Raw genomic sequence first — 23,371 nt, forward strand, 5'->3', positions numbered from 1 at the left:
GGTTGCTCGGCGTTTTGATTCTAGTTGAGCGCGGGCGCACCGACTTTTGTAAGTCGGAGATACTACAGGCGCCAGTACGGATTGATGACGTGGTGAGAAGCCTCCGTTCCGCGTCATATTTGGGCAGCGACCTCGATTATTGGCCGGAGGTCGGGTTGCGGAACGCCTACGAACACTTGCGCTCCTTGGTCACCATGAGTCGCGCGGCACAACCGGCGTCTGGGCAAATGTCATCGAGTCAATCCCTCACCGCTGCAGTCGGCACCCAGGCATGGATTCGCCGCCGCTGGCACCAGCAACGACTACTCCGCCACCCCCGTCGCGCCAACGCCACCCCCGATCGCGGCGTTCCAGCAGGCTCGTCGTCGATGTGAGCGTCCCTGAAAATTCGGCAAAGAGAACTCGTTCAGTTGCACCATTTCCTGCTTTTTAGTTGCACCCTCATGGATCCTGCGCCCCTCCACGTATTCTTCTTCTACGACCGCGAGGACAGTGAATACCCGTTCGATGAAGTGGGTCGGAGACTTTGTTGAGTGCTCCATATTGTTCATACCTTTGACTTCGTTCTTCTCGCCATGTCCGCCCCTCCTTCACCTCGTCGCGACTCTTGGGATGTGTTTGTCAGCTATTCGCGCCGGGACATTGCCTGGGTGAGAGCCGCGCTGGCGGAGTTGCAGGCTCGGCACCGCAGTTTCATGGGCGGGGAAGAGCTGACGTTGTTTTTTGATGAACAGGCGATCGAAGTGGGCGAATCGTGGCGGGACCGGCTGCAACAGGGGTTGCGGGGCTCGCATTTCATGATCGCGTTCTTGTCGGGCAACTACACCGAAAGCCCGAATTGCACTTGGGAGTGGGACCATTTTGAGCGACACGAACGGCGGCGTGGACTTTACGGTGAAGCCATTGGTCCAGTGTTCTTTGTGACCGCGCCAGATGGGGCGGGTCGGAAATCCGAGGAGCAAAAAATTCGGGCATGGTTGGACGCACGTCGCTGGCGGAACGATCTGAAACTTGTGGCCGGCGACGAGATTATCCCACTGGACCCGACCGGTGAGGAGGTGCTGCAGCTGGCTCAAGTGAGACAGCGACTGGAAGCACTCGACAACGCGATCATCCGCAAGCGGGAGCTCGCCGCCACGGCTGGGGATTCACCCAGCACGATTCCGTCGCATAACCCCAATTTCTGTGGGCGCGACGAACAGTTGCGCCTGCTCCGTCAGGAACTGCAAGCCCGTCCGGCGGTCGTGACCTGCGGCTTGGGAGGCATGGGTAAAACAGCCCTAGCCTTCGAGTATGCTCAAGTGTTTGCCCACGCCTACCCTGGCGGGCGTTTTTGGGTGCCTTGCGAAGGAAAGTCTACGCTCGTCGAAGCCCTAGTGGCGCTAGGCGGTTCGAAGCTCACGCCACTCGGAGCCTTCGGCCTACTATGGGAGCCGACGGCTACAGCAGACGAACAACTTGCGGCACTCCGACAGTGGCTTCACCAGCCCGTGCCCCGACCGGGTGCAAAATTGCTCGTCCTCGACAATATCGACGTCGATGCCTCCGGCTTTCTTGTTCCATCTCACGGCCAGCCCAATCTGCTACCCAATGCCTCGCGGGCAGGGGGGCAGATCGTGCACCTACTGGCAACAAGCCGAGGGGAGGTGCGTCAGGCCGTGCGTTGCCCACTTGATGAACTGGCGACAGACGATGCCGTCGAGGTGATGCGCCGTCATTGCGCGGCTGATGGCGATGAGCCTGGGATCGCCCCCAAGCGGGCTTTGACGAAGGCGGATCTTGATGTGATGCGGGAGATTGCGGAATTGCTCGGTGGCTTCACCCTCGCCGTCGAGGCCGTAGCCGTGCACCTCGCAGAACAGCCCACGGTGAGCCTCGCGGGGTATCGCGACCTGCTGCAACAACGTGGGGTCGCCCAGCTTGATACCACAGCGGCCAAGGATCATGTGAATCTGCAGCTGCACCGGGAGAAACTCCTGACTCTCACACTCAGTCCGACCTTGCAGAACCTTGCCGACGACGAGCAGCTGGCACTCAACTACGCCGCCGTGCTACCGCCAGATTGCGTGCCACTCGAATGGATTCGGGCCGGTGTGGCAAAAACGTATCCCACTGTGGCCGCCGATCCCGTCGCAGGCGCTGAGGATGAGCACCGCTGGACCCAAATCTGGCGACGCCTCGCCGCTCTGCGCTTACTGGTGCCAGACTTCTCAGGCCTACGTCCCGACCAAACGCCGCACACCGCCCGCGTCCACCGGTTGGTCGGCGAGATCGTTAAGAGCCACGCGAACTTCTCGGATGACACGTTGGCTGAGATACGTCAAATCGCCCTAAAGCTCTCTGATGAATTACATGAGCGATTCTTCGAGCCACAGGTGGCCGCGTGGCTACCGGCACTTCGGGTAGTCGCAGCGCTGTGGCAACAGGTTGATCCGCCCGAAACCGACAGTGCGGTGCTATCAAACATTCTAGCGTTGGTGGAGAGCAGCCTCGGAAATCTGCCCCGGGCTAAGGAACTGCTGGAGCGCGCCATCGCAATCGAGGAGCAGGTCGACGCCAGCGACCCCCCGTCGCTGGCGGCCAGCTACTCAAATCTGGCAACAGTGGAATATCACCTAGGAAACCTTCCGAAGGCCAAGGAACTGTTGGAGCGCGCCATCGCAGTTCAGGAGCAGGCCTACGACAGCGACCATCCGACGCTGGCGATCAGCCACTCACTTATGGCAACAGTGGAACATGACCTAGGAAACCTTCCGAAGGCCAAGGAACTGCTGGAGCGCGCCATCGCAATTGAGGAGCAGTTCTACCCTAGCAACCACCCGCGGCTGGCGCTTCGATACTCACGTCTGGCGATGGTGGAACGGAGTTTTGGAAATATTTCGAAGTCCAGGGAACTGCTGGAGCGCGCCATTGCAATCGGGGAAGATACCTACACTGGCGACCACCCGACGCAGGCGAGCCGATACTCAAATCTAGCGTTGCTGGAAAAGGATAGTGGGAATTTCACAAGGGCCAAGGAATTGCTGAGGCAGACGATTGCGATGCAGGAAAATGCCTATGCCAGCGACCACCCGGAGCTAGCTAACAGCTACTCAATTCTCGCGTCCGTGGAACAGGATCTTGGAAATTTCCCGGAGGCCAAGGAACTGGGGAAGCGTGCCATTACAATTCAGGAGCAGTTCTACCCCAGTGACCACCCCACGCTGGCGACCAGCTACTCAAATATGGCGTTGATCGAGCGGGCCCTCGAAAATCTGCCCCGGGCCAAGGAACTGCTGGAGCGCGCCATCGCAATTCTGGAGCGCGTCTACGCCTGCAACCACCCGACGCTCGCAACCGTCTATTCAAATCTGGCGGTAGTGGAAGCGGATCTTGGAAATCTTCCGGCGGCCAAGAAACTGTGGGAGCGCGTGATTGCAACTCAGGAGCAGGCCTACGACGGCAACCATCCGACGCTGGCGACCAGCTACACAGAAATGGCGTTGATCGAGCGGGCCCTCGAAAATCTGCCCCGGGCCAAGGAACTGCTGGAGCGCGCCATCGCAATCGAGGAGCAGTTCAACGCGAATAACCACAATGTGCTTGGGATCCGTTACGTGGGACTGGCGCGAGTGGAACGGGAACTTGGAAATCTACACCGGGCCAAGGAGATACTGGAGCGTGCCATCGTAATTTATGAGAAGGCCTACGACAGCGACGCCCTGGAGTTGGCGAACAGCTACTCATTTCTGGCGGATGAGGAAGCGGATCTTGGAAATCTTCCGGCGGTCAAGAAACTGTGGGAGCGCGTGATTGCAATTCAGGAGCAGGCCTACGACGGCAACCATCCGACGCTGGCGACCAGCTACTGGAATCTGGCGTTGGTGGAACAGAAGCTCGATAATCTGCTCCGGGCTAAGGAACTGCTGGAGCGCGCCATCGCAATCGAGGAGCAGGTCAACGCGAAAAACCACAATGTGCTTGGGATCCGTTACGTGAGACTGGCGCGAGTGGAACGGGATCTTGGAAATCGACCCCGAGCCCAAGAGATACTGGAGCGTGCCATCGTAATTTATGAGAAGGCCTACGACAGCGACGCCTTGGCGTTGGCGAACAGCTACTCATTTCTCGCGGATGAGGAAGAGGCCCTTGGGAATCTTCCGGCGGCCAAAGACCTGCTGGAACGGGCGATTGCAATTGAGGAGAAAGCCTACGCCAGAGACGATCCGGAGCTGGTGTACAACTACTTCCAGCTGGCTTTAGTGGAACGGGCTCTGGGAAATCTTCCAGTGGCCAAGGAACTGTTGGAGCGCGCCATCGCAATTCAGGAGCAAGTTTACGACAACAACCACCCGGCGCTGGCGACCAGTTATTGGAATATCGGCACGCTCGTTGAAGAAAGCGACGACCGCTTTGCGGCCAGAGGCTGGATCGAGAAGGCGTATCGAATCTACTCAGAGCGGCAGGGCGAAAATCACCCTGACACGGTGGCGGCGGCAAAATGGCTTCGGGATCATCCATAGACCCAGCAATCCACCCATGAATCGCTCATTAACCCCCTGCTGTTGATCATGACATCTGCGAAATCTCGTCAAACCGCGGCACCTAGTCGACCACGTCTCACTCTCCGGGTCGCGTTTGCCGGAAACCGGCAGTTACCCCGGGGGGGGGTGAGTTTTCAGTTATTACTCGAACAAATCGTGCAGCGGGTTTCAGAACGGTTGTTGAAACACGGTCAGGCAGTGGTGGATCTCGACAGTGCGTTTCCGTTGCGTCGGTTTTATGCGGATGAGGCTCCCTGTTTAAGACTCATCACGGGTTTGGCTGAGGGGGCGGATGCGCTGGCGGGGGAGGTGCTGTTGGGTTCGATGATCGAGGGCGTGGATTTGCGGCTGGCGGCGGTGTTGCCGGGATCGATCGAGTCCTACCGATCGAGCAGGGCAAAGGACTTTTTGCCTGAGTTTGATCGGCAGCTTGCGGCGTGTGAATACGTGCTGTGTGGCGATGGACGCTACGAACGGGCCGCGGAAGATGCCGCGCCGGAGACCAAGGCTTTTGCAGACTTGTGTCGGGCTCGGGGATATCGTTTGCAATCACGGCTGCTGCTGAGACAGGCGGATATGCTGCTAGCGGTTTTTGATCCGCTGGCCAAAGGCGCGATTGGAGGGACGGCGGAAACGGTTGAAGCGGCGCTGGCGTTCGAGCTTCCGGTGCTAGTCATCAATCCTACGAATGGCGCTGCTGCGCTTCGGTTGCCCAGTGATGGGGCGCCGCCGAATTGGGCTGCGATCTTATCCAACCCTTTGGCGAATGACCCGATATGGGAGCGTTTGAATCTGACGGTGGATTCCCTGTTAGGCGGCCCTCGTGCCGACGAGGGACAGATCGATGCGAAAGTGTTGGAGAAGTTCTTTGCAGTTGATCAGGCGCAATCGGATTGGGGGCGAAAGTTCCAGGCGCGGGCAAACAAGGCGTGGAAGCGCCTGCAGAATCGGTTCGAACTGCACCTGCCGGGTAAGCCCAAGTTGAGTACTACGGCGGAGTCCGAGGGCCAGGTGTGTAATTGGCGGGAGCGCGCGAAGAAGTTGAACTACGTCTACAGCGACTGTTACCGGGGTGGATTTTGGATGAACATCCGGCGGGCGTTCTTGGCGGTGCTGTTGGCGACCTCGGCCTTGGTGGTTTCGTTGTATGCCAAAGGAACTTGGTCTTACGCGATCCTGCTAGGGCTGGCGGCGGCTGAGTTCTATGTCGTCTATCAAATGGCGCAGACAATTCATCGCGCGAATTCGAAGCGCTGGTCGGAACGGGCGGTGGATTTTCGGTATCTGGCGGAACGGTTTCGATCCCTCTATTTCCTGCCGGCAGTCGGATCGTATCAACCGGTTGTTTCGGCTCACCCGCACAGTGATGCACGACTGTCTCGGCAAGGGCCAGCGGATTGGTTTTTCAACGCGTGCCTGCGCTCCCTTTCGCCGGCGGAGTCGGCAATGGAGCACTACGATGTGGGTAATGGCAAACGTGTGCCGATCATTAGGACCAACGCGGAAGCGGCGTTGCGCGCGGTGGGCGACGATTGGTTGGGTTGCGTCGCGGATGGCGCGACGGCCGGCCGGGGCCAGATTGGCTACCACGAGCAGAATGCCGACCGCATGCACGCGATGCATCACGTGCTGAATAACGCGACCAAGCGTTTGGGCCATTGGGTCGTATGGGCCGTCGGAGCCGACGTGGTGCTGCTCTTCGGCTTCCTATTCCACCTCTGGCCGGACGCCATCTACAACCACGTTTCGATTGTGAAGACCTCCATGGTCGTGGTGGCCGTGCTCATCCCTGCGGCCTTGGCGGGGCTCAACGGGCTGCGGTTTCAGTCGGAGTGTCAGCGACTGCACGAGCGATCACTTGTGATGATGGACATGCTGCAGGCCCGGCGAAAACAGATCGAAGCGACCTTGGCCGAGCTACAGGTCATGCGTGCCAATCCGGCGTCGGATTGCGGCAGCGCAACCCTGGAGGCGTTGCAGGTGGTGGAGGCCATTACCGACGACATGATCTCCGAAGTCACGGAGTGGCGGATGCTCTACACCAAAGAATTGCCCGAAGTATGAGTGCTCGATCCGCCCATCAGCCGGAGTCAAAAATTCAGCCAGTGCGATTGAGCCCGGTTTGGGTGGTCAGCGTGATCGTGACGGATGCGGAATCTGCGGCGTTGCTGGTTTGTGCCCAGAAGTTGGAGACAGAGCTGGGCAAGCTGCAGCGGCAGGTGGCGAGGTTGAACGGGCGATTGCATCTTGAGTGGGCGGGCTGCGAGCGCAGCGTGAGCGATATGCGAGCGCTCGTGCGCTTACCCGAAGCTTCCGTTTCGGAGCAAGCGAAGCCGGTGGGCGCGAGTGCTGCTCAAAACGATGACTTCAGTGAGTATGACGATGCGTTTCGGGCGGTCGATGTGGCGGATGTGGTTGTGTTTGTTCGATCGGCACCAACCGAACGTGGGGAACAGTTGTTGGAGCAGGCGAAACATCGCTCTTTGCCGTGGGTAGTGGTATCGGGCAAGCCAGGCGAGGCAGTCATCCGCGGTGGTTTTGACCAGGAATGGCTGGGCCTCGATGAGACTTGGAAGCTGCTCGTGGAGAAAGGCGTCCTTTCGGACGCCGCGCTGGAGCAGTCGCCAATCGATGCTGCGGCTCAGCTCAAGACCAACTTGTCCGAACTGGCTAAGACCGATGCCACAACCTTTCGGGATATCGCGGTTTGGACGATGGGACTGGCTTCAGTGTCAGCCCTTGTCGTGACCCTGACGCAGTTGATGGAAGGGCTCTACGGCGGTGCGGACTGGCTGCCGAGTTTTGCCATCGTGGTGGCGATGCTGGAGTTTGGTTTCGTGATCGTGGTGCTGGGCGGAAAGGTTTGGGAGCGGCACAAAAAGTCGCGGGATGTCTGGACCGAGTCGCGCTATGCAGTGCAGGTGGCGAAGTGCGCGGAGTTTGGTCAGCCGGTGTTGGATCCATTGCGTTCTGCCTTGGCGCGAAAGCGCCCGGAGTGGCGTCGCTTCGCTGTGACGGTGGGGGTATTGCGGCACGAAATTGAGAAACCCGTTTTCGACCGAGCTAGGTATCAGCAGCGATATTTGGAGAAGCGCTTGCTGAACCAACGCGACTATTTCGCGAAGAACGGCGAAAAGTCGGTCAAACGGGTCCGCGGGGGAGCGGGCACTGCGCTGACCCTGCTCGGCTCTCTTCCGCTCGTTTTGCTGGTGGTGTTTTACAACAACATCTGGGGTTGGGGCATGGAAACGGCGTGTTGGGTGAGCGCGGCGGTGGTGTGCATGTTTCCCGTCGCGGTGCCGATGGTGGCGGCGTGGATTCAGTCCTCGTCGCGTCTTCTGGACCATGATCGCCGCGCGGTCCGCTATCCGGACATGGTGGCTAAACTGGATCGATTAGCGGCCGAAACTCCGATCGGTGGAAGCGAGCGCCTATTGCAAGAGTGGGTCGCCCGCACTGAAGACCTTTTTGCCGACGAAACCATGGAGTGGTATCACGCTACACGTGTGGTGGATCTGTGGTAAGCTTATCCCAAAAGCTCATGAAAAAATACTGGGCCTTCCTGTCCTATTCTTCCGCCGACTCCGAGCAGGCTAACTGGCTACAAAAGAGCTTGGAGCACTTTCCCATCCCAGCACCAATTCGCGGTTCCAAGCTGAATGACGGAACCACAGTCGGTCGGCATTTGCGCCCCATCTTCCGTGACCGGACCGAATTGCCGGCTGCCGGGCAATTGAATGACAGCCTGCGGAACGCACTCGATGACTCACGCTATTTGATCGTGCTGTGTTCTCCTCATTCGGCGAATTCCCATTGGGTTAATCACGAGGTCGATTACTTCATCGAGAAGCACGGAATCGACCGGGTGCTGGCCGTCATCGTGGACGGCAAGCGGAATACGAATGAAACGGACGCCAACGGGGTACCGTTGGAGTGTTTCCCAAAGAGCCTTCGTCACCCCGCGCACCCGCTGGCGGCCGACCTGCGGCCACAGGGCGATGGCCGAAAGAACAGTTTGCTCAAGGTGCTCGCCGGTGCGCTCGAAGTGGGCTTTGACGATCTAGCCCGGCGACACCGGGTGGCTGAACAACGGCGCAGGGTCCTCTGGGCAAGCGCGGCGGTGGTATTCTTGGCGGCGGGCTCTGTCGCAGGCTGGCGTATTATGGATGCGGAGCGCCGGGTCGAGGACGCCTCGCGGGTGATTGAAGTGCGAGAGCGGGAGGCCGAACGGGCGCAGCGCGAGGCGGAGGACGCGAGCCAGCGGGCGGAGGAGGCGGAGGTGGAGCGCGCCCAGCAGGTCAAGATTGCCGGTGATCTGGCCAACAAGTGGTTCCCGGGTGATCAGGATGTTCCGTTGGTCGCGAAACTCATTTTGTCGGGAACGCTCGCTGAGGTTCAGGCCGCGCTTTCCGCCGACGAGATCAACACCATGGTGCTTGGCGATGAAGGGATGACTCCGTTCATGTTGGCGGCGGCATCCGGCAACGAAGACGTTGCCCGTTGGATGATCGAACAGGGAGCCGAGGTTGACCGTCGAAATGCCGCCGGTGAAACGGCGCTGACTTGGGCGGCATTTTATGGCCAAACCGACATGATCGACCTCTACGTCGAACACGGTCTCTCCCTCGATACGCCGAACGGCGATGGACAGCGCCCCATCGATATGGCTGTGATGTTGCGCAACTACCGCTTCGTGGAAAAACTTGTCGAATCCGGGGTGAGTATTGAGCGCGACGACTGGGAAGAAATAGGAGCGCTCATGCCGAGTCCCATTTTTCTGGCGGCGGATAACCGCGCCGCCTTGAAGCTGCTGCTGGACCTCGGAGCCGACCCCAACGTCGTGATGGCCGGCTTGTCGTTTAGATCGATCGTCAGGCTCTCTGAGAATGAGATGGCGGCAGCGTTATTGGCGGACAGTCCAACGCCAGTCGCTCCGGCGGTGGCCACGGAATCATTGTCTCGGGATATTCGCACCCGGGTAATGATGGGGGAGCGTGTCGACGAAGACTTCCTCGCGGAGGTCGAGGCCTGGATTGAACAAGGTGGCGACGTGAATCATCGCCCGGTGCCGACGGCAGGGGTGACCTTCACGGGTATCGGGGCCATTCTGCTGCAGTTCAACGAAAGTGAATCCAAGGACGCGATGATCCGCCTGGCTGACATTCTGGTTCGAGCGGGAGCCGACGTTACGTTGAGCCCCGAAGCGGGGGCAACGATGCCGCCGATGATGGCACCATTGCCTCAGTTTGTGGCCACCACGGACGAAACCACAGACGCCGTGCGTCTGCTGCAGGTTCTCAGCCCAGGCGTCAAGGATCGGCAGCAAGGGAATGCCGCATTGGGGGTGGCGGCGGTGGCGGGCAAATTTGCCTTTGCGGAGGCGTTGGTGGAGGCCGGGCTCGGCACCGATTTGGTGTTCGATAACGGCAACTCCTTCTTGGGCGCTCTCATTCAAGAGTTGCCACAGAAACCGCAGCTACGAGGCATGGTGGATACGCTGATAGCGAACGGTGCGGATGTGAAGCAAACCAACCGAACGGGTGACGCGATCATTCACATTGCGGCGGCATTCGGTGATGGTGATTTGGTTGATGACTTGGTTGCCGCCGGGGCGGACCCCGATGCGAGACATCCTAAAGGGGCAAACGCCCTCGTGGTAGGAATCCGTTTTGGCAATCCACAGACGGTGCGGGCACTGCTCCGACACGGAGGTGAAATCAGCTACGAAATCGGCCAGGGTGCGGCCCGCCAAGAGATCGACGCTTTCAAGGTCGCCGTTGCCAGTCGACAGATCGACTGCCTCCGGGAACTCTACGAATTTAAGCGGGAAGAGTATGCCGAGACCGTGGCGTCTTTTGCCGCCCACGCGGAGGAAGACCCGGATTCCCCGTGGTCATGGCGCATTCTCGGCTCCCTTTATTTCGAAATTGGGAATTGGATGCGTCCCGAGTTGCTGAATGAAGAGGCGCTTTTGATTGAGCACATGTCCGGGGCGGAGCGCAGTTTCCGAAGGCTGCTGGAGTTGGAGTCTGGGAAGAGTGACGTCGACAATGAAATGATCACGGAGGTGAAGAAAGCCCTGCGCGAGTGTGAGCAACTGCTCGCTCCTCACCGTTGAAACAGGGTCCTAAGTATACCGCGAAACCGACCGATTTTTTGTCGCCACTCCATGTCAAAAGGAGAAACCGAACACGCATGAACACCGATCGCTGGGAAATCACCCGAGCTGAGCCTGACCTGCTGCTGCCGTTGCCGGGTGGGTTGGCGATGGCGTTTCGGCGGATTCCGGCGGGGCTGGGGTGGATCGGGTCGCGGGGGGGGTGTTTGGACGTGGGGAGCGAAAGATGAGGAGCCGCGGCATCGGGTGTAGTTCGTGGATGATTTCTATCTCGGCAAGTTTGCGGTGACGCAGGCGGAGTGGCGGGCGCTTGACCTGCCCCCCCAGTGCTGGAGCGCCAATTTTAGAGTCCCGGGGTAGGTCAGTCGGACTCTTGGTTCCTGTGATTTCGCCGATCCAGCTTCATAAAGCAGGTCAACTGGCTAACCACGTTCAAGCTGACTACGCCTTAGCGAAATGGCGAAATTGAAAAATGACACTCCCGAAGGTCTCCGCGAACTTTTGGTTCTTCGGAAATGCAGATCAGTGAGCTCGTAAACAGCGGAAATACAATTAATAGCAAATTTTGCGGTGGAGATCTTTATGTCTGAAACTGCATTAGGGTTCCATTGCGGCGAGATCGGCCTGCGCGTTAAAATCCAGGTAGGGACACTAATCGAGCCATTCACACGGCGATTCGCTTTCCGACCTCCCTTTTCTCGGACGAGAATTGAGCCATTCCGCTGAAAATTAATGAGTCACTCACCACGCCTGGTGAGTGACCCATAAAAGTGTCAGATGGCCACGAATAGGGGCATTTTCCTGAGGACACTAATCGGTTCATTTTGCTGAAACAACGCTGGATCTGTAACTTAGGAAAGCGGAACTAATGTTTTGCACTTGGCCGTTCTGAAGGGTTTTGTCTTCGAAACTGGGCCATGGACCAAAGGACACGTGACGATTTGGCGGTGGTGCGCACGGCGCTGCGAAGGGCCTCTGAGCCCTGGCAAAAGTCGCGACTGCGGATTTTGGAGAGCATGCTCCGGAGCGAGCAAACGACCGACGAAATCGCCAAGGTGCATGGAGTCAGCCGTCGAACGGCCTTCAATTACTGGCGGACGTTCCGGGAGGATGGCTTGGAGGGTATTCTGAAACGCGGTAAGTCGACCGGCCGCCCTCCGACCCTAAAAGGCACCCGGAAGCAGGAATTCGAAGCCAAGGTCCGCCGGGGGAACTTCGAGAGCACCGCGCACGCTCAGTTGTGGATCGAACAACGAACCGGGAGGCTCTTGTCTCAACGGGGGGTAGCAGAGATCATCCATAGGGCGCTGAGCCTTGGAAGATCGTGAGCCGCGCGCCACTTTTAGCGGATTACGCGAATGCCTTCCTAGCGCTTGATTCGAGCGACGGCATCCCGCACAGCCGGCATCCTAAGCAGGACGGGCAGGCAGACGGGGTCATGTCGTCACATTGTCAGCATGAGGGCCACGTCGGCGGTCTTGCCGGGGAGGCATGGGCAGGCAGACGGGGCAGGCAGACGGGGTCATGTCGTCACATTGTCAGCATGAGGGCCACGTCGGCGGTCTTGCCGGGGAGGCATGGGTTTGGCTTAGCGACTTCCGATCAGGCGATCAGTTCGGCGTCCGGGATCCCGCGGTCGAGGGTGGCTAGTCGCGCGCCATGTCGCTCAGCGAGTGCAAGTAAGTGACCGTCGGTGATCTGTTTAGGGCCCTTCACGTATTTCGGTAGCTTGGCCACTCCGACGTCGTCCGGCAGCAAGTTGAAGCGTTTTGAGGAGAGAAGCGCGCCAAGCGTCCGACGAGCGGTGGGGAGATCGGGAAACACTCCCACTTGGAGGCCCACCCGCATGGCACCAATTTCGGTAATAGAACAGGTCGCGAATCGGGTGGTGGCCGACAACCCGCCGAGCCAACGATGGGCTCGAGAAAAGTCCGTGTGCCGTTCGCTAAGCAGAGCAAGAAGGACGTTTACATCGAGCAGGTAGGTCACGGTAGCTCGTCGAGCAGAGTTGCCACCCGATCGGCCGCAATTGGTTTCTGCCCTGGTTGGCTGGGAATGTAGGGAAGGCCTGACACCGGGTGAATTCTCATCCCGGACGGGGCAAACCTGCGTTTTTGCGCGGTCTTCTTCGCAGTCGCCTTCTTGGAAGCCGCCTTCTTAAGGGTTCCTTTGTTGCCCGGGAGCTTCTTGGTCGCCGCCTGCTCGGACGCGGTCTTCTTGGTGGCGATGCTCATCGGGTCGACGCTTGGCGACGTTCATACGATTTTCAACAGGCTTTCTCCGGTCGGCTCCAAGTGAAATATTATCGCGATCCTAACTCAGTTTAGCGGCGGCCGTCATACCACGGGGAGACGGCGTCGCGGTGGCGGAGGGTTTGGCGGGGGCGGCGGAGGTAGCGCAGGGCGACGGTGAGGAGCTCGCGGGTGGTGTAGAGCGTCACTTTGCGGCTGGAGGTGTCGAGGGGATGGGCCGCGAGGATGGTGATCGTCTGACGGGGCTGGCGACGGTGGCCGAGGCGCTTGAGGCGGCGGGAAAGGTCTAGTTCTTCGCCGGCGTAGAACTCGGCCGAGAAGCCGTCGACTTCGCGGAAGGCATCGGCCTCCACCGCAACGAAGGCGCCGGCCATGTGGCGGACCGTGCGGCTCCAGAGGCGCCAGGTTGTCGCGAGGAAACGGAGGAGCAGGCTGCGATGGTGGAAGCGCAGGGTCGCGCCGCAGGCGAGGTGGCGACCGGTTTGGATGGCGGCGGCGAGGTCGGCGAAGAGGCCGGCGCTGGGCGCGGAATCGGCGTCGATGAAGAGCAGCCAGTCGCCCTGCGCGATGCTGGCGCCGCGGTTGCGGGCGCGGGCGATTTGATTGATCGGTTCAAAGACCACGTGAGCCCCGTGCTCTGTCGCGATGGCGGCGGTGCGGTCGGTCGAGTTGTTGTCGCAGACTATCAACTCGTGCTCCCAGCCGAGGTCCGTCCAGGCGCGCGTCGCCGCCTTGATCGCGGTTAGCGAGGCGCCGAGGAGTTTTTCCTCGTTGAAGGCGGGGACGATGATGGAGACGCGCACGGTCAGGCAAGGTGGGCGGGGTGCGGGTTCGTGCAAGGTGAGGGTCTTGTTGCTACGATTGGGACAGGGCGGAGAGGCAGGTGAGAGACGTGGTCGGGGACGTCCGCGTCCACCCAGAGCTGAATGCGGAGGGGCAGACCAACCACGCGGTCGAGGACGTCCGCGTCCACCTGGTCGGCGGCGGGGCACTTTGCTGCAAGATTGGGGCGGTTGGCTGCGTTACAGGGGGTATGAAGACCTCGGCTGTTTCTGGTGCTTTGTGGTGGCGGGTCTTGGTGTGCGCGACGCTCGTTGGGTGGGGCGCGAGCGCGGCGATGGCGGCGGAAGAGGAGCTGCTGAATCGGATCGCGGCTCTGCGCAGCGAGATCGCGCATCACGACGACCTGTATTTTCGGCAGGCGGCGCCGGAGATCACGGACTACGAATACGACCTGCTGAAGCTGGAACTGCGCCGGCTCGAGGAGGAAGCAGGGGTATCGTCCTCGGCCTCGGTGGGGGACGATCTCAGCGGCGACGCGGTCCGCGTTGTTCACGGCCAGCCGATGCTGAGCCTCGACAAGGCTTACTCGGAAGACGAGGTGGCGGCTTTTTTTGACCGGGTGGCGGCCGTGTCACCGGGGAAATCGGCGCAGTATGCAATCGAACCCAAGTTTGACGGTGTCGCGGTCAACGTGGTGTTGCGCCGCGGGGCCTTGGTCTCGGCGTCCACGCGCGGTGACGGGTCGGCCGGGGAGGATGTCACAGTGCAGATTCGGGCGGTGCGTGGGCTCGATTACGAGTGGGCCTTTGATCTGCAGCGGCCACGGATCGAAGAGATCGAATTGCGGGGCGAGGTGTTCCTGAGTCATGCGGTCTTTGCCCGGCTCAATGAGGAACGGGAGACCGCGGGACTGGAGCCGTTCCGGCATCCGCGCAGTGTGGCGGCGGGATCGATCAAATTGGACGACGTGACCGAGGTCGCCGCGCGCGGCCTGTCCATCGTGTTCCATGGTTGGGGCGCGGTGAAGCCGGTCGAGGCGGCGCCGCCGTCGGTGAAGGCGTTTCAGCAATGGCTGCGAGACGTGGGATTGCCGGCGGTGGAGGACGCGAGTTTTGTGACGCCGCGCACGGCCGCCGAACTCAACGCCGCGATCGCGGTCGTGCGCTCGCGCGATTGGCCGTATCCCACCGACGGCGTGGTGCTCAAGGTCGACGACGCGGCCCGGCAAACGGCGTTGGGCAACGGTCCTACCGCGCCCCGCTGGGCGCTGGCGCGCAAATTCTCCCCGCCACGGGCGGAAACCCGTCTGCGGCAGGTGGTGTGGCAGGTGGGTCGCACCGGCGCGCTGACGCCGGTGGCGGAGTTTGATCCGGTGGTGATCGGTGGCGCCACGATCACCCGGGCGTCGTTGCACAACGCGGCGGAGTTTGTCCGGCGTGAGCTGCATCGCGATGATACGATCTGGATCGAAAAGGCCGGGCAGATCATTCCGCAGGTGGCCGGCGTGGTGGTCGAACAACGGGCGGCGGGAGCGGAGCCGCTGGCGTTGCCGCAACGTTGTCCGAGTTGCGGAGAGCCCCTGCGTATTGACAAACCGGTTACGCAGGTGGCGTGCCCGAACTGGACGTGTGCGGCGCAGTTGGAGCAACGCGTGCTGCACTATGCGTCCAGGCAGGCACTGGGCATTCGCGGACTGGGGCCGGGCATGGTGAAGAAGCTGGTCGAGGCCGGATTGGTGCAGGCCATCCCGGACCTGTATGGACTCACCATCGAGCAGCTGGTGGAGTTGCCGGGCGTCGGCATGCGCACGGCCGAACAACTGGTGGCGGCAATCGCGGAGAGCCGCGACGCTCCGCTGGCGCGGGTGCTGGTGGGACTGGGTTTGCCCGGACTCGGGCCGTCTGGCGCGCGCGAACTGGCGGCGAAGATCGCGCGGCTCAGTGACCTGCTGGAGGATCCCGACTTGGAGGAGACGTTGAAAGAGCCCGGCCGCCGGGACGTCGTCCGGCGACTGGCGGCCATTCTGGACTCACGCTGAGTTCAGGCTCGCGAGGGGGGCGTCCAGGCGGGGCGGGTTCACTGCAACCAGATGGCGGTCCAGTCGATGTATTGCACCGCGTTGGGGTGCCAGCCTTGCACCGAGGGGTGGACCAGCCGGTTGGCGATGTCGTGATACGCTGGGGCGTAGGGCACTTGGTCCGCAATGATCTGTTCGCACGCGAGGATGGCGGCGGCGCGCTCGGCTTCGTTGGTCGCGAGCTCGATTTGGGCGAAGGCCGCGTCGTAGTCCTCGTTGCGCCAGTCGGCTGAATTGTTGGGGTCGCCGGTCACCCCCAGCGCCAGCACTTCCACGGGGTCATCGACGGACAAAAACCAAGAGTCGTAGGACAGGCGGAGGGTTTTGCTGCGGACCATGTCGATCCACACCTTGAATTCCATGGGCGCCAACTGCAGATCCACGCCCAGCGTTTCGCGCCACGCCTGTTGCAGCGCTTGGCCGAAGTTCAACATGTCGGAGTCGCGACTGGGCAGGGTGAATTCCTCCGCCGGAAACCCTGCTCCACCCGGGTAGCCCGCCTCGGCCAACAGCCGTTGGGCTTCGGCGGGATCATACTGGGACAAGGCCGGCAGGTCATAGCCGCCGGATTGGGGAGGGGCGTAGGTCCACGCGGGCTCGCCCATGCCCGGCAGCACGGCGGCCGCGATGCGCTCACGATCGATGGCCAGAGAAAAGGCGCGTCGCACCCGGGGATCGTCCCACGGAGGTTGCTGCGTGCCGAAGGTGATGAACCGCGTGCTCAGGATGGGAATCGAAACGAGACGCGGATCCTGGCGCTCCCGATACCCGCGCAGTCGGCTGGCCGGCACGGAAACGGTGACATGTATCTGACCGGCGCGAAAGGCGTGCTCCTCGGCCACCTTGTTTTCGATGGGGTGAAAGTGGATCGCCTGCAATTTCACGGCGTCGGCATTCCAGTAGTGCGAATTGCGATCCACCGCGACGAACTCGTTGGGTTGCCAATCGTGCAGGAAGAACGGGCCGTTGGAGACAAGATTGCCCGGTTGGGTCCAGACCCCGCCCCGTTGGGCCCACGCATCGAACGCATCCATCGAAGGCCGATGGGCAGGAGAAAATTGACCCTTGGTGAGGGAGGAAAGGAAGTAGGGCGTCCGGTGCCGGAGGCGAATCACCAAGGTGTGGTCGTCCGGAGCGGTCACGCCGACGGAGGAGAAGTCATCGTTGCGACCCTCGGCGTAGTCGCGGGCGCCCACGATCGGGAAGCAGACGTTGACCGCTTCGCAGCCGAGTGCCGGCGTCATGAAGCGCCTCATCCCCGCCACGAAGTCATGGGCGGTCAGCGGGTCGCCGTTCGACCAGCGGCCTTCCGGACGCAGCGCAAAGGTGTAGCGGCGGCCGTCCGCGGAGATCTCCCAGGACTCGGCCGCCCCCGGGAGCACGGTGGCGCCGTCCGGGGCGAGGCGCACCAACCCCTCGAACAGGGCTTGGTGAATGAATCCCACCACCAGGCTGTTGTTGGTGTGGGGGTCCAGGTTCGGAGGTTCAGCGCCATTGCCGATGTGCAGGGTTTTGGTGCGATTGCCGACCTCGACGGCTGATTCGCGCGGGGCACAGGCGGTGAGGAGCAGTCCCACGGTGCCGACGAGCAGACCGGTGGTGAGAAGCGTGCAGCGTTGAGCCGATTTGATCATGGCGACGGGGAGAGATGAAGGGAGGCGACGAGTCGCTCGGGGTGGGGTGAAAACAGCGACTTCGCTTCGATCGCGCAGAACTGCTGGCGCTGTCGGGTCCTCGGTCGTGGATGGGGGGGCGCGGAACCTGAGCGAAGCAGGAAGGGGATGGGGGCGAGGCTCAATGCCCAAGGTCGTCGACCGCCCGAAACAGTAGCGCAGGTGATCGCCCGTCGTTTTCAGGTGCACGCAGCTGTTGTGGCGGGCGCGGACCTCTCACCCCGATGAGCCCGGCTGCAGGGAGGCGGTGCCGGAGATCACCCGCTGCCCAGCCGGGCGAGGGGGTCCGTCCAGGCGGGCGGTGGAGGCGCGGTGATGGCGAGTGCCGCGGCGGTGCCAGGATGGGTGAAGCGGAGTTCGCGGGCGTGGAGCCCGAACCAGCCGTCGGGGTTTTCCCGGCCGTAGAGCGGATCGCCGAGGACCGGGCAGCCGCCGTGCAGGCAGTGCAGGCGGGCCTGATGGGTGCGGCCGGTTTTGAGCAACAGACCCAGCCAGGTGGAGGTCGGTGTGCGACCGAGCACGCGCACGGTCGTGGTCGCCGGTTTGCCGCCGCTGGCGGCGTTGGCGAAGCGGCCGGGTCCGGCCGGCACGATGTGCGTGTCGATTTTCTGGATACGGCCGTCCCACGCGCCGTCGACAAGGGCCCAATACAGTTTGCGCGTGCGGTGCGCCTCGAAGATTTGCGCGAGGGCGGCGTTGAGGCGGGCGGTTTTGCGCAGAAGCACGACGCCGCTGGTGAGGCGGTCGAGGCGGTGGCAGGCGTGCACGGGGCGGCCGCAGTGCTCGGAGGCCCATTGTTCGAGATCAGACTCGCGGTCGCCGCCGCCCTCCGTGAGCAGACCGGACGGTTTGTTGAGCGCGAGCAGGTCGGCGTCTTCGAAGAGGATGGCGGGGGCGGCGGACGAGGTCACGGCAGGGCAGTGCGTAGGGATGCCGGCGGCGGGGGTCGAGTGCGACGTGTGATCCTTGCAACTTGCGGCCGGATTTGAGTGTTCAAGGAGAACCATGTTCGACCTCGACGCCTATTTTCGCCGCATCGGTTACGCCGGTGAGCGCGCGCCCACGCTCGCGACCCTGCGGGGTATCTTGTGGGCGCACGTGACGGCGATTCCGTTTGAAAACCTGTCGCCGTATCTGGGCCAGCCCGTGCCGGTGACCTTACCGGAACTGGAGCAGAAGATCGTGCGGGAAGGGCGGGGTGGGTATTGCTACGAGCTCAACACCCTGCTGGGCGCGGCGCTGGAGGCGCTGGGGTTCAATTTGGTGCGGATGTTGGCGCGGGTGCGTTGGCAAGTGCCGGCGGAGGTGGTGACCGGGCGTTCGCATCTATGCCTGCGGGTGGCGATCGACGGAGAGGAGTGGCTCGTCGATGGTGGGTTTGGCGGCGTGGGACCGACCGCGCCGCTGCGCCTGGCTGAGACGGCGGTGCAGGACACGCCGCACGAGCGGCGCCGGCTCACCCGACGCGAGGATGGCACGGTGCGGCACGAAGTAGAGCTCGCACCGGGGGAGTGGCAGGATGTGTTTCATCTCGAACTGACGCCGATCCATCCGGTCGACGTGATGGGCGCGAACTGGTTCACCAGCACCCACCCGGACTCGCTCTTTCGGCGCTCGCTGATTGTCACGTTGGTGCAGCCGGATCATCGCCGGGTGCTGCGTGACCGCGAATATTTGCGGCGCTACACCGACGGACGGGTCGAGCGCCGGATGGTGGGCGATCTGGCGGAGCTGAAGGCGGTGTTGCGGAATGAGTTCGGCCTGCCCGGCGAGCACCCGGTCATGGCGACATTGTCGTTGCCACCGGCGGCGACGGCTTAGCCGACACAATCTGCGGTCGGCCGTTGCACCCCGCCGCGAGCCTGTTCTGGTGCCTCGTATGGCTCCATCGGCAAGTCAGTTTGAGAACGCGCCCATTTCGAAACTCGTCGGCTTCCAGGTCGCACCGGAAGTCGACGGCGTGACCACGGTCACGCTCGAGGCCGGGCCGCAGCATGCGAATCCGATGGGGCGCGTGCACGGCGGGGTGATTGCGGCGCTGACCGACGCGGCCATGGGCACGGCCTATGGGCGGCAACTGCACGACGACGATGATTTTTCGACGATCGAGCTGAAGGTGAACTTCATGCGCCCGGTGAAACTGGGGCGGCTGACCTGCACGGCCAAGGTGGTGCAGCGCGGTTTGCGGATCGGGTTCCTTGATTGCGAGGTGCACGACGCGCGCGGCAAGTTGGTGGCGACGGCGACCTGCACTTGCATGACGATCAGCGACTGAGGCGGGTGCGGCCACGGTTTTGGCTCATCATGGCGGCCGAGGCGGTGCAAGCTGCGGCCATGTTACCCCGTCTCATCACCGCCTCCGCCCTTGTGCTTGGTCTCTGTGCCGCGCCCTTGGCCGCCCACGAACATGGTCATGCCGATGCTGACAGTCGCACCATTCAGGAGCGGCTGGGTTACCCGGCGGATGCGAAGTTGTTGGTCATCCACGGTGACGACATCGGGGTGTCGCATTCGCAGAACGCCGCGACCTTTAAAGCGATGGAGGAGGGTGTGGTCACGTCTGCGAGCGTGATGATGCCCACGCCCTGGGTGGCCGAGGTGGTGCAATACCAGCAGGCGAATCCGGCGGCCGACATCGGCGTGCACATCACGCTCACGGCGGAGTGGGACACCTACAAGTGGGGGCCGTTGTTGGGCAAAGATCAGGTCCCGAGCCTGGTGACCGCGGCGGGCGTGTTTCATGACAACGTGCCGGCCTACGCGGCGGCGGCGAAGGTGGAGGAAGTGGAGCGCGAAGTGCGGGCGCAGATCGATCATGCCTTGGCGCAAGGCATCGATGTAACGCACCTCGATGGCCACATGGGCGTGATGATGGCGAGCGAGGAAATCATGCAGCTCTACCTGCGGCTCGGCGAGGAATACGGTCTGCCGCTGCGGCTACACGAACACACGGGGCAGCGGGTGAAGTCGCCGGAATTGAAGGCGGCCTTTGATGGCTATCGCGCCGCTTACACCAGCATTGGCGGCGCGCCGCCGAACACCTATCCGGACGGCATGATCGCGCACTACAACCAGTTGTTGCGCGACCTGCAGCCGGGTCTTAACCAGATCGTGCTGCACGTCGCCTACGACGATGAGGAGATGCGCGCAGTGACGGTGAACCACCCGCTGTGGGGCGCGAAGTGGCGGCAGCTGGACTTTGATTGGGCGACCGCGCCGGAGACCCGTCGCATCATCGAGGAGGAGGGCATTATCCTCATCAACTCGCGCGAGATCCGGGATAAGTTGTTTCCGAGGGAGGAGTGAGCGGCCGCGCAGCGGCTATCTTGCTCGTTATTCTTTCTCGTTCTCTTTCCTCTGACGACGCGAAGCGTCGCCCGGTTGAAGGTGTGATGCGGCCGAATTCCGGCCAGTGGGGATAAAGAGAAAGATAAAGAGGAAAGAGAAGAATAGGGTGGTCGACGGTCAGCGGGTTTTCGTCACCAGATACGACCAGCTTTCCAGGTCGCCGGCGGCCTGATAAGTCTGGGTGTCGACGATCCTGCCGCCCTCGGATTCGAGGATCGCGATGACTTCGGGCTTGGGCAGGGCGTTCATGTCCATTTCGGCATCCACCGCGGTGACTTTGCGGAACCAGCGTTTGATGCGCATCCAGGTCGTCGGCGGATACCAGGAGAAGCGCCAGCGCTTGGACGGTGCCTCGGCGGGCAGTTGGAAAAACACCGCGCCGCCCGGGCGGCAGATGCGCATGAACTCGCGCAGGTAGCGGCGGATGAGCGCAGGCGGGATGTGCTGCAGCGTGATCACGCTGTAGACGAAATCGAAGCTGGCGGCGGGAAAGCGGCGCAGATCGCTGGCCGGATTGTGCACGTAGGTGACGCGCTCGCCGTGGCGGTTGTGCTGGGCGGCGAGTTCGATCATCGGCGCGGCGATGTCGACGCCGATGACGCGTTCGAAGTGGTGGGCGAGAGCTTGGCTGAGGCGGCCGACGCCGCAGCCGAAGTCGAGGGCGTCGCCTTTGCGCAGCTCCGGCAGGTGGCGGTCGAGGTAGGCAATATCGGTATCCACGGTTTCACGACCGGTGGCGAAAAATTCATCGATCTGCCAACGGTTGCCCGCGGTGTCGGGCAAGGTGAGCACGGCCCAATACGGGTCCTGCTTCGCGAGTTTTTCCCAGACTGTCTTGTTGTGCCAGAGCCGCATGGTGAAGGGGAGGCTTCGAGCGTTCATCGATCGGGGCGCAAGACAAGTCCCGCGTGCGATCTCCGGGTTTGCGCGCAGGGCGGAGTTGCGTCGTAAACGTGCCATGCAAAAACGACGCGTGTTCGGGGGTCTGGCGGCGATGGCGATGCTTGGGGTGGTGGTGGGGTCGAGTGGTTGTGGCCGCAGCGAGCGGCCGGTCGACCGCGGGGTGCGGGAGGGCGTGTTGTTGTTGGGCAACGGGGCGGAGCCGCAGACCCTCGATCCGCATATTGCGACGGGCGTGCCGGAGTTTCACATCATGGACGCGCTGTTCGAGGGCCTGTTGGACATCGATCCGGAAAGCCGGGAGTTGGCGCCGGGGTTGGCGGAGAGCTGGGAACGATCGGCGGACGGGCGCACCTACACCTTCCACCTGCGGCCGGGCTTGAAGTGGTCGAACGGAACTCCGTTGGAGGCTGCGGAAATCATTCGCGGTTACGAACGCATCCTGCATCCCGAACTCGCGGCGGAATACGCCTACTTGTTCGAGATCGTGGACGGGGCGGCGGCCTACAATCGTGGCGAAACGACGGACTTTTCCACGGTCGGCTTTGCGGCGCCCGATCCGGCCACACTGGTGGTGCGACTGGCCCATCCAGTGCCCTACTTCCTCGACCTGATGACCTACCCGGCCTGGTATCCGGTCCCCGCGAATGTAATCGAGGCCGCGGGGGGATTGCGCCGGCGGGGTTCGGGTTGGACGAAGCCGGAGAACCTGGCGACCAGCGGACCGTTCCGGCTCAAGTCCTGGCAACCCAATCGCGTGGTCGAGCTCGAGCGCAATCCGCACTACTGGGATGTGGCGACGGTGGGGTTGAACGAAATCCATTTCCTTCCGGTCGACAGCCTCGACACCGAGGAGCGCATGTTCCGCAGCGGCCAGTTGCACAAGACCAACGACGTGCCGGTGTCCAAGATCGCCGGATACGCGGCGCAGGTCGATTCGCCGCTGCGGCTCGATCCGCAGTGGGGCACCTACGTGTATCGGATCAATGTCACGCGACCGCCGTTTGATGATCCGCGCGTGCGCCGCGCGCTGGCGTTGGCGATCGATCGGGAGGCCATCGTATCGAAGATCACGCTGGGTGGTGAAGCACCGGCGGGCAGTTTTACGCCGCCGGGTATCGGCGGTTTTGAAGCGCGCGTGAAGGTGGGTTATGACGTCGAGGCGGCACGGGCCTTGTTGGCCGAGGCGGGGTATCCGGGCGGCGCGGGGATTCCGCCGGTGGAGTTGCTCTACAACACCTCGGAAACCCACCGCGCGGTGGCCGAGGCGATTCAGCAGATGTGGAAGCGCGAGCTCGGCATCGACGCGCAGCTCATGAACCAGGAGTGGAAGGTCTACCTCGATTCGATGACGCAGTTGGATTACGGCGTGGCGCGGTCGGGTTGGATCGCGGTTTACGCCGACGCCAATCTCTACGTGGAGATCATGACGACCGGAAACCCGAACAACCGCACCGGTTGGGGCAATCCCGTCTACGATGAACTGCATGCGCGTTCGATGGCCGAGCTGGATCCGGTGAAACGCATGGACATGCTGCAGGAGTTGGACGCGATGTTGGTCGAGGAGATGCCCTTGATCCCGATCTACCACTACACGCAGGGTTACCTGATCGACCCGCGGGTGAAGGGCTGGTGGCCCAACCCGCTCGACAAGCATCCCTACAAATACCTGCGCTTGGAGGAGTGAGCTTGGTGAG

General features: G+C 62.1%; 16 protein-coding genes. 10 read left to right on the top strand and 6 right to left on the bottom strand.

Annotated elements, in window-relative coordinates; all coding sequences use genetic code 11:
• Window positions 1-575 precede the first annotated feature (575 nt).
• The 5 genes from AC0MRV_RS01760 to AC0MRV_RS01780 all read left to right on the top strand — a co-directional run bounded on the left by AC0MRV_RS01760 (window position 576) and on the right by AC0MRV_RS01780 (window position 11,969).
• Window positions 576-4,502: a tetratricopeptide repeat protein gene (locus tag AC0MRV_RS01760; protein WP_472762701.1), complete on the top strand. Its 3,927-nt coding sequence runs from the start codon at window positions 576-578 to the stop codon at window positions 4,500-4,502.
• 147 nt (window positions 4,503-4,649) lie between these two features.
• On the top strand, window positions 4,650-6,587 hold the full coding sequence (locus AC0MRV_RS01765; protein WP_472762702.1) for a hypothetical protein: 1,938 nt from the start codon (window positions 4,650-4,652) through the stop codon (window positions 6,585-6,587).
• Window positions 6,584-8,047 carry a hypothetical protein gene (locus AC0MRV_RS01770; protein WP_472762703.1) on the top strand — a complete coding sequence of 488 codons (1,464 nt, stop codon included), beginning with the start codon at window positions 6,584-6,586 and terminating at the stop codon, window positions 8,045-8,047. The genes AC0MRV_RS01765 and AC0MRV_RS01770 overlap by 4 nt, the downstream gene beginning before the upstream one ends.
• A gap of 17 nt (window positions 8,048-8,064) precedes the next feature.
• Window positions 8,065-10,641 (top strand): ankyrin repeat domain-containing protein, encoded by a 2,577-nt coding sequence (locus AC0MRV_RS01775; protein WP_472762704.1) that lies wholly within the window; start codon window positions 8,065-8,067, stop codon window positions 10,639-10,641.
• A 917-nt stretch (window positions 10,642-11,558) separates the two neighbouring features.
• Window positions 11,559-11,969 carry a helix-turn-helix domain-containing protein gene (locus AC0MRV_RS01780; RefSeq protein ID WP_472762705.1) on the top strand — a complete coding sequence of 137 codons (411 nt, stop codon included), beginning with the start codon at window positions 11,559-11,561 and terminating at the stop codon, window positions 11,967-11,969.
• A 274-nt stretch (window positions 11,970-12,243) separates the two neighbouring features.
• Here AC0MRV_RS01780 and AC0MRV_RS01785 read toward each other — a convergent pair whose 3' ends face one another.
• The 3 genes from AC0MRV_RS01785 to AC0MRV_RS01795 all read right to left on the bottom strand — a co-directional run bounded on the left by AC0MRV_RS01785 (window position 12,244) and on the right by AC0MRV_RS01795 (window position 13,696).
• Window positions 12,244-12,630 (bottom strand): TA system VapC family ribonuclease toxin, encoded by a 387-nt coding sequence (locus tag AC0MRV_RS01785; RefSeq protein WP_472762706.1) that lies wholly within the window; start codon window positions 12,628-12,630, stop codon window positions 12,244-12,246.
• Entirely contained in the window at window positions 12,627-12,875 is a 249-nt protein-coding gene (locus AC0MRV_RS01790) for a hypothetical protein (RefSeq protein ID WP_472762707.1), read from the bottom strand. The genes AC0MRV_RS01785 and AC0MRV_RS01790 overlap by 4 nt, the downstream gene beginning before the upstream one ends.
• 89 nt (window positions 12,876-12,964) lie before the next feature.
• Entirely contained in the window at window positions 12,965-13,696 is a 732-nt protein-coding gene (locus tag AC0MRV_RS01795; protein ID WP_472762708.1) for a glycosyltransferase, read from the bottom strand.
• 230 nt (window positions 13,697-13,926) lie between these two features.
• On the opposite strand from AC0MRV_RS01795, the gene ligA reads away from it, so the two are divergent.
• Window positions 13,927-15,714: an NAD-dependent DNA ligase LigA gene (gene ligA / locus AC0MRV_RS01800; protein WP_472762709.1), complete on the top strand. Its 1,788-nt coding sequence runs from the start codon at window positions 13,927-13,929 to the stop codon at window positions 15,712-15,714.
• Between the two features lie 38 nt (window positions 15,715-15,752).
• Here ligA and AC0MRV_RS01805 read toward each other — a convergent pair whose 3' ends face one another.
• Both AC0MRV_RS01805 and AC0MRV_RS01810 read right to left on the bottom strand, forming a co-directional pair.
• Complete coding sequence (locus AC0MRV_RS01805) at window positions 15,753-17,387, bottom strand: peptide ABC transporter substrate-binding protein (protein ID WP_472762710.1); 1,635 nt, start codon at window positions 17,385-17,387, stop codon at window positions 15,753-15,755.
• A 296-nt stretch (window positions 17,388-17,683) separates the two neighbouring features.
• Window positions 17,684-18,337: an RluA family pseudouridine synthase gene (locus AC0MRV_RS01810; RefSeq protein ID WP_472762711.1), complete on the bottom strand. Its 654-nt coding sequence runs from the start codon at window positions 18,335-18,337 to the stop codon at window positions 17,684-17,686.
• Between the two features lie 94 nt (window positions 18,338-18,431).
• On the opposite strand from AC0MRV_RS01810, the gene AC0MRV_RS01815 reads away from it, so the two are divergent.
• Genes AC0MRV_RS01815 through AC0MRV_RS01825 form a run of 3 tightly spaced genes read left to right on the top strand, consistent with a single transcriptional unit; the run spans window position 18,432 to window position 20,732 of the window.
• Window positions 18,432-19,247, top strand: coding sequence for an arylamine N-acetyltransferase family protein (locus AC0MRV_RS01815; protein ID WP_472762712.1), 816 nt, complete (start codon window positions 18,432-18,434; stop codon window positions 19,245-19,247).
• 58 nt (window positions 19,248-19,305) lie between these two features.
• Window positions 19,306-19,701 (top strand): PaaI family thioesterase, encoded by a 396-nt coding sequence (locus tag AC0MRV_RS01820; RefSeq protein WP_472762713.1) that lies wholly within the window; start codon window positions 19,306-19,308, stop codon window positions 19,699-19,701.
• A gap of 59 nt (window positions 19,702-19,760) precedes the next feature.
• Entirely contained in the window at window positions 19,761-20,732 is a 972-nt protein-coding gene (locus AC0MRV_RS01825) for a polysaccharide deacetylase family protein (RefSeq protein ID WP_472762714.1), read from the top strand.
• Window positions 20,733-20,891: 159 nt separating this feature from the next.
• Here AC0MRV_RS01825 and AC0MRV_RS01830 read toward each other — a convergent pair whose 3' ends face one another.
• Entirely contained in the window at window positions 20,892-21,656 is a 765-nt protein-coding gene (locus AC0MRV_RS01830) for a class I SAM-dependent methyltransferase (RefSeq protein WP_472762715.1), read from the bottom strand.
• A 76-nt stretch (window positions 21,657-21,732) separates the two neighbouring features.
• Here AC0MRV_RS01830 and AC0MRV_RS01835 point away from each other — a divergent pair, with 76 nt between their 5' ends.
• Entirely contained in the window at window positions 21,733-23,361 is a 1,629-nt protein-coding gene (locus AC0MRV_RS01835; RefSeq protein WP_472762716.1) for a peptide ABC transporter substrate-binding protein, read from the top strand.
• Window positions 23,362-23,371: the final 10 nt, after the last annotated feature.

Origin of the sequence: Actomonas spartinae (assembly GCF_051209155.1) — a bacterium.
Lineage (GTDB): Bacteria > Verrucomicrobiota > Verrucomicrobiia > Opitutales > Opitutaceae > Actomonas.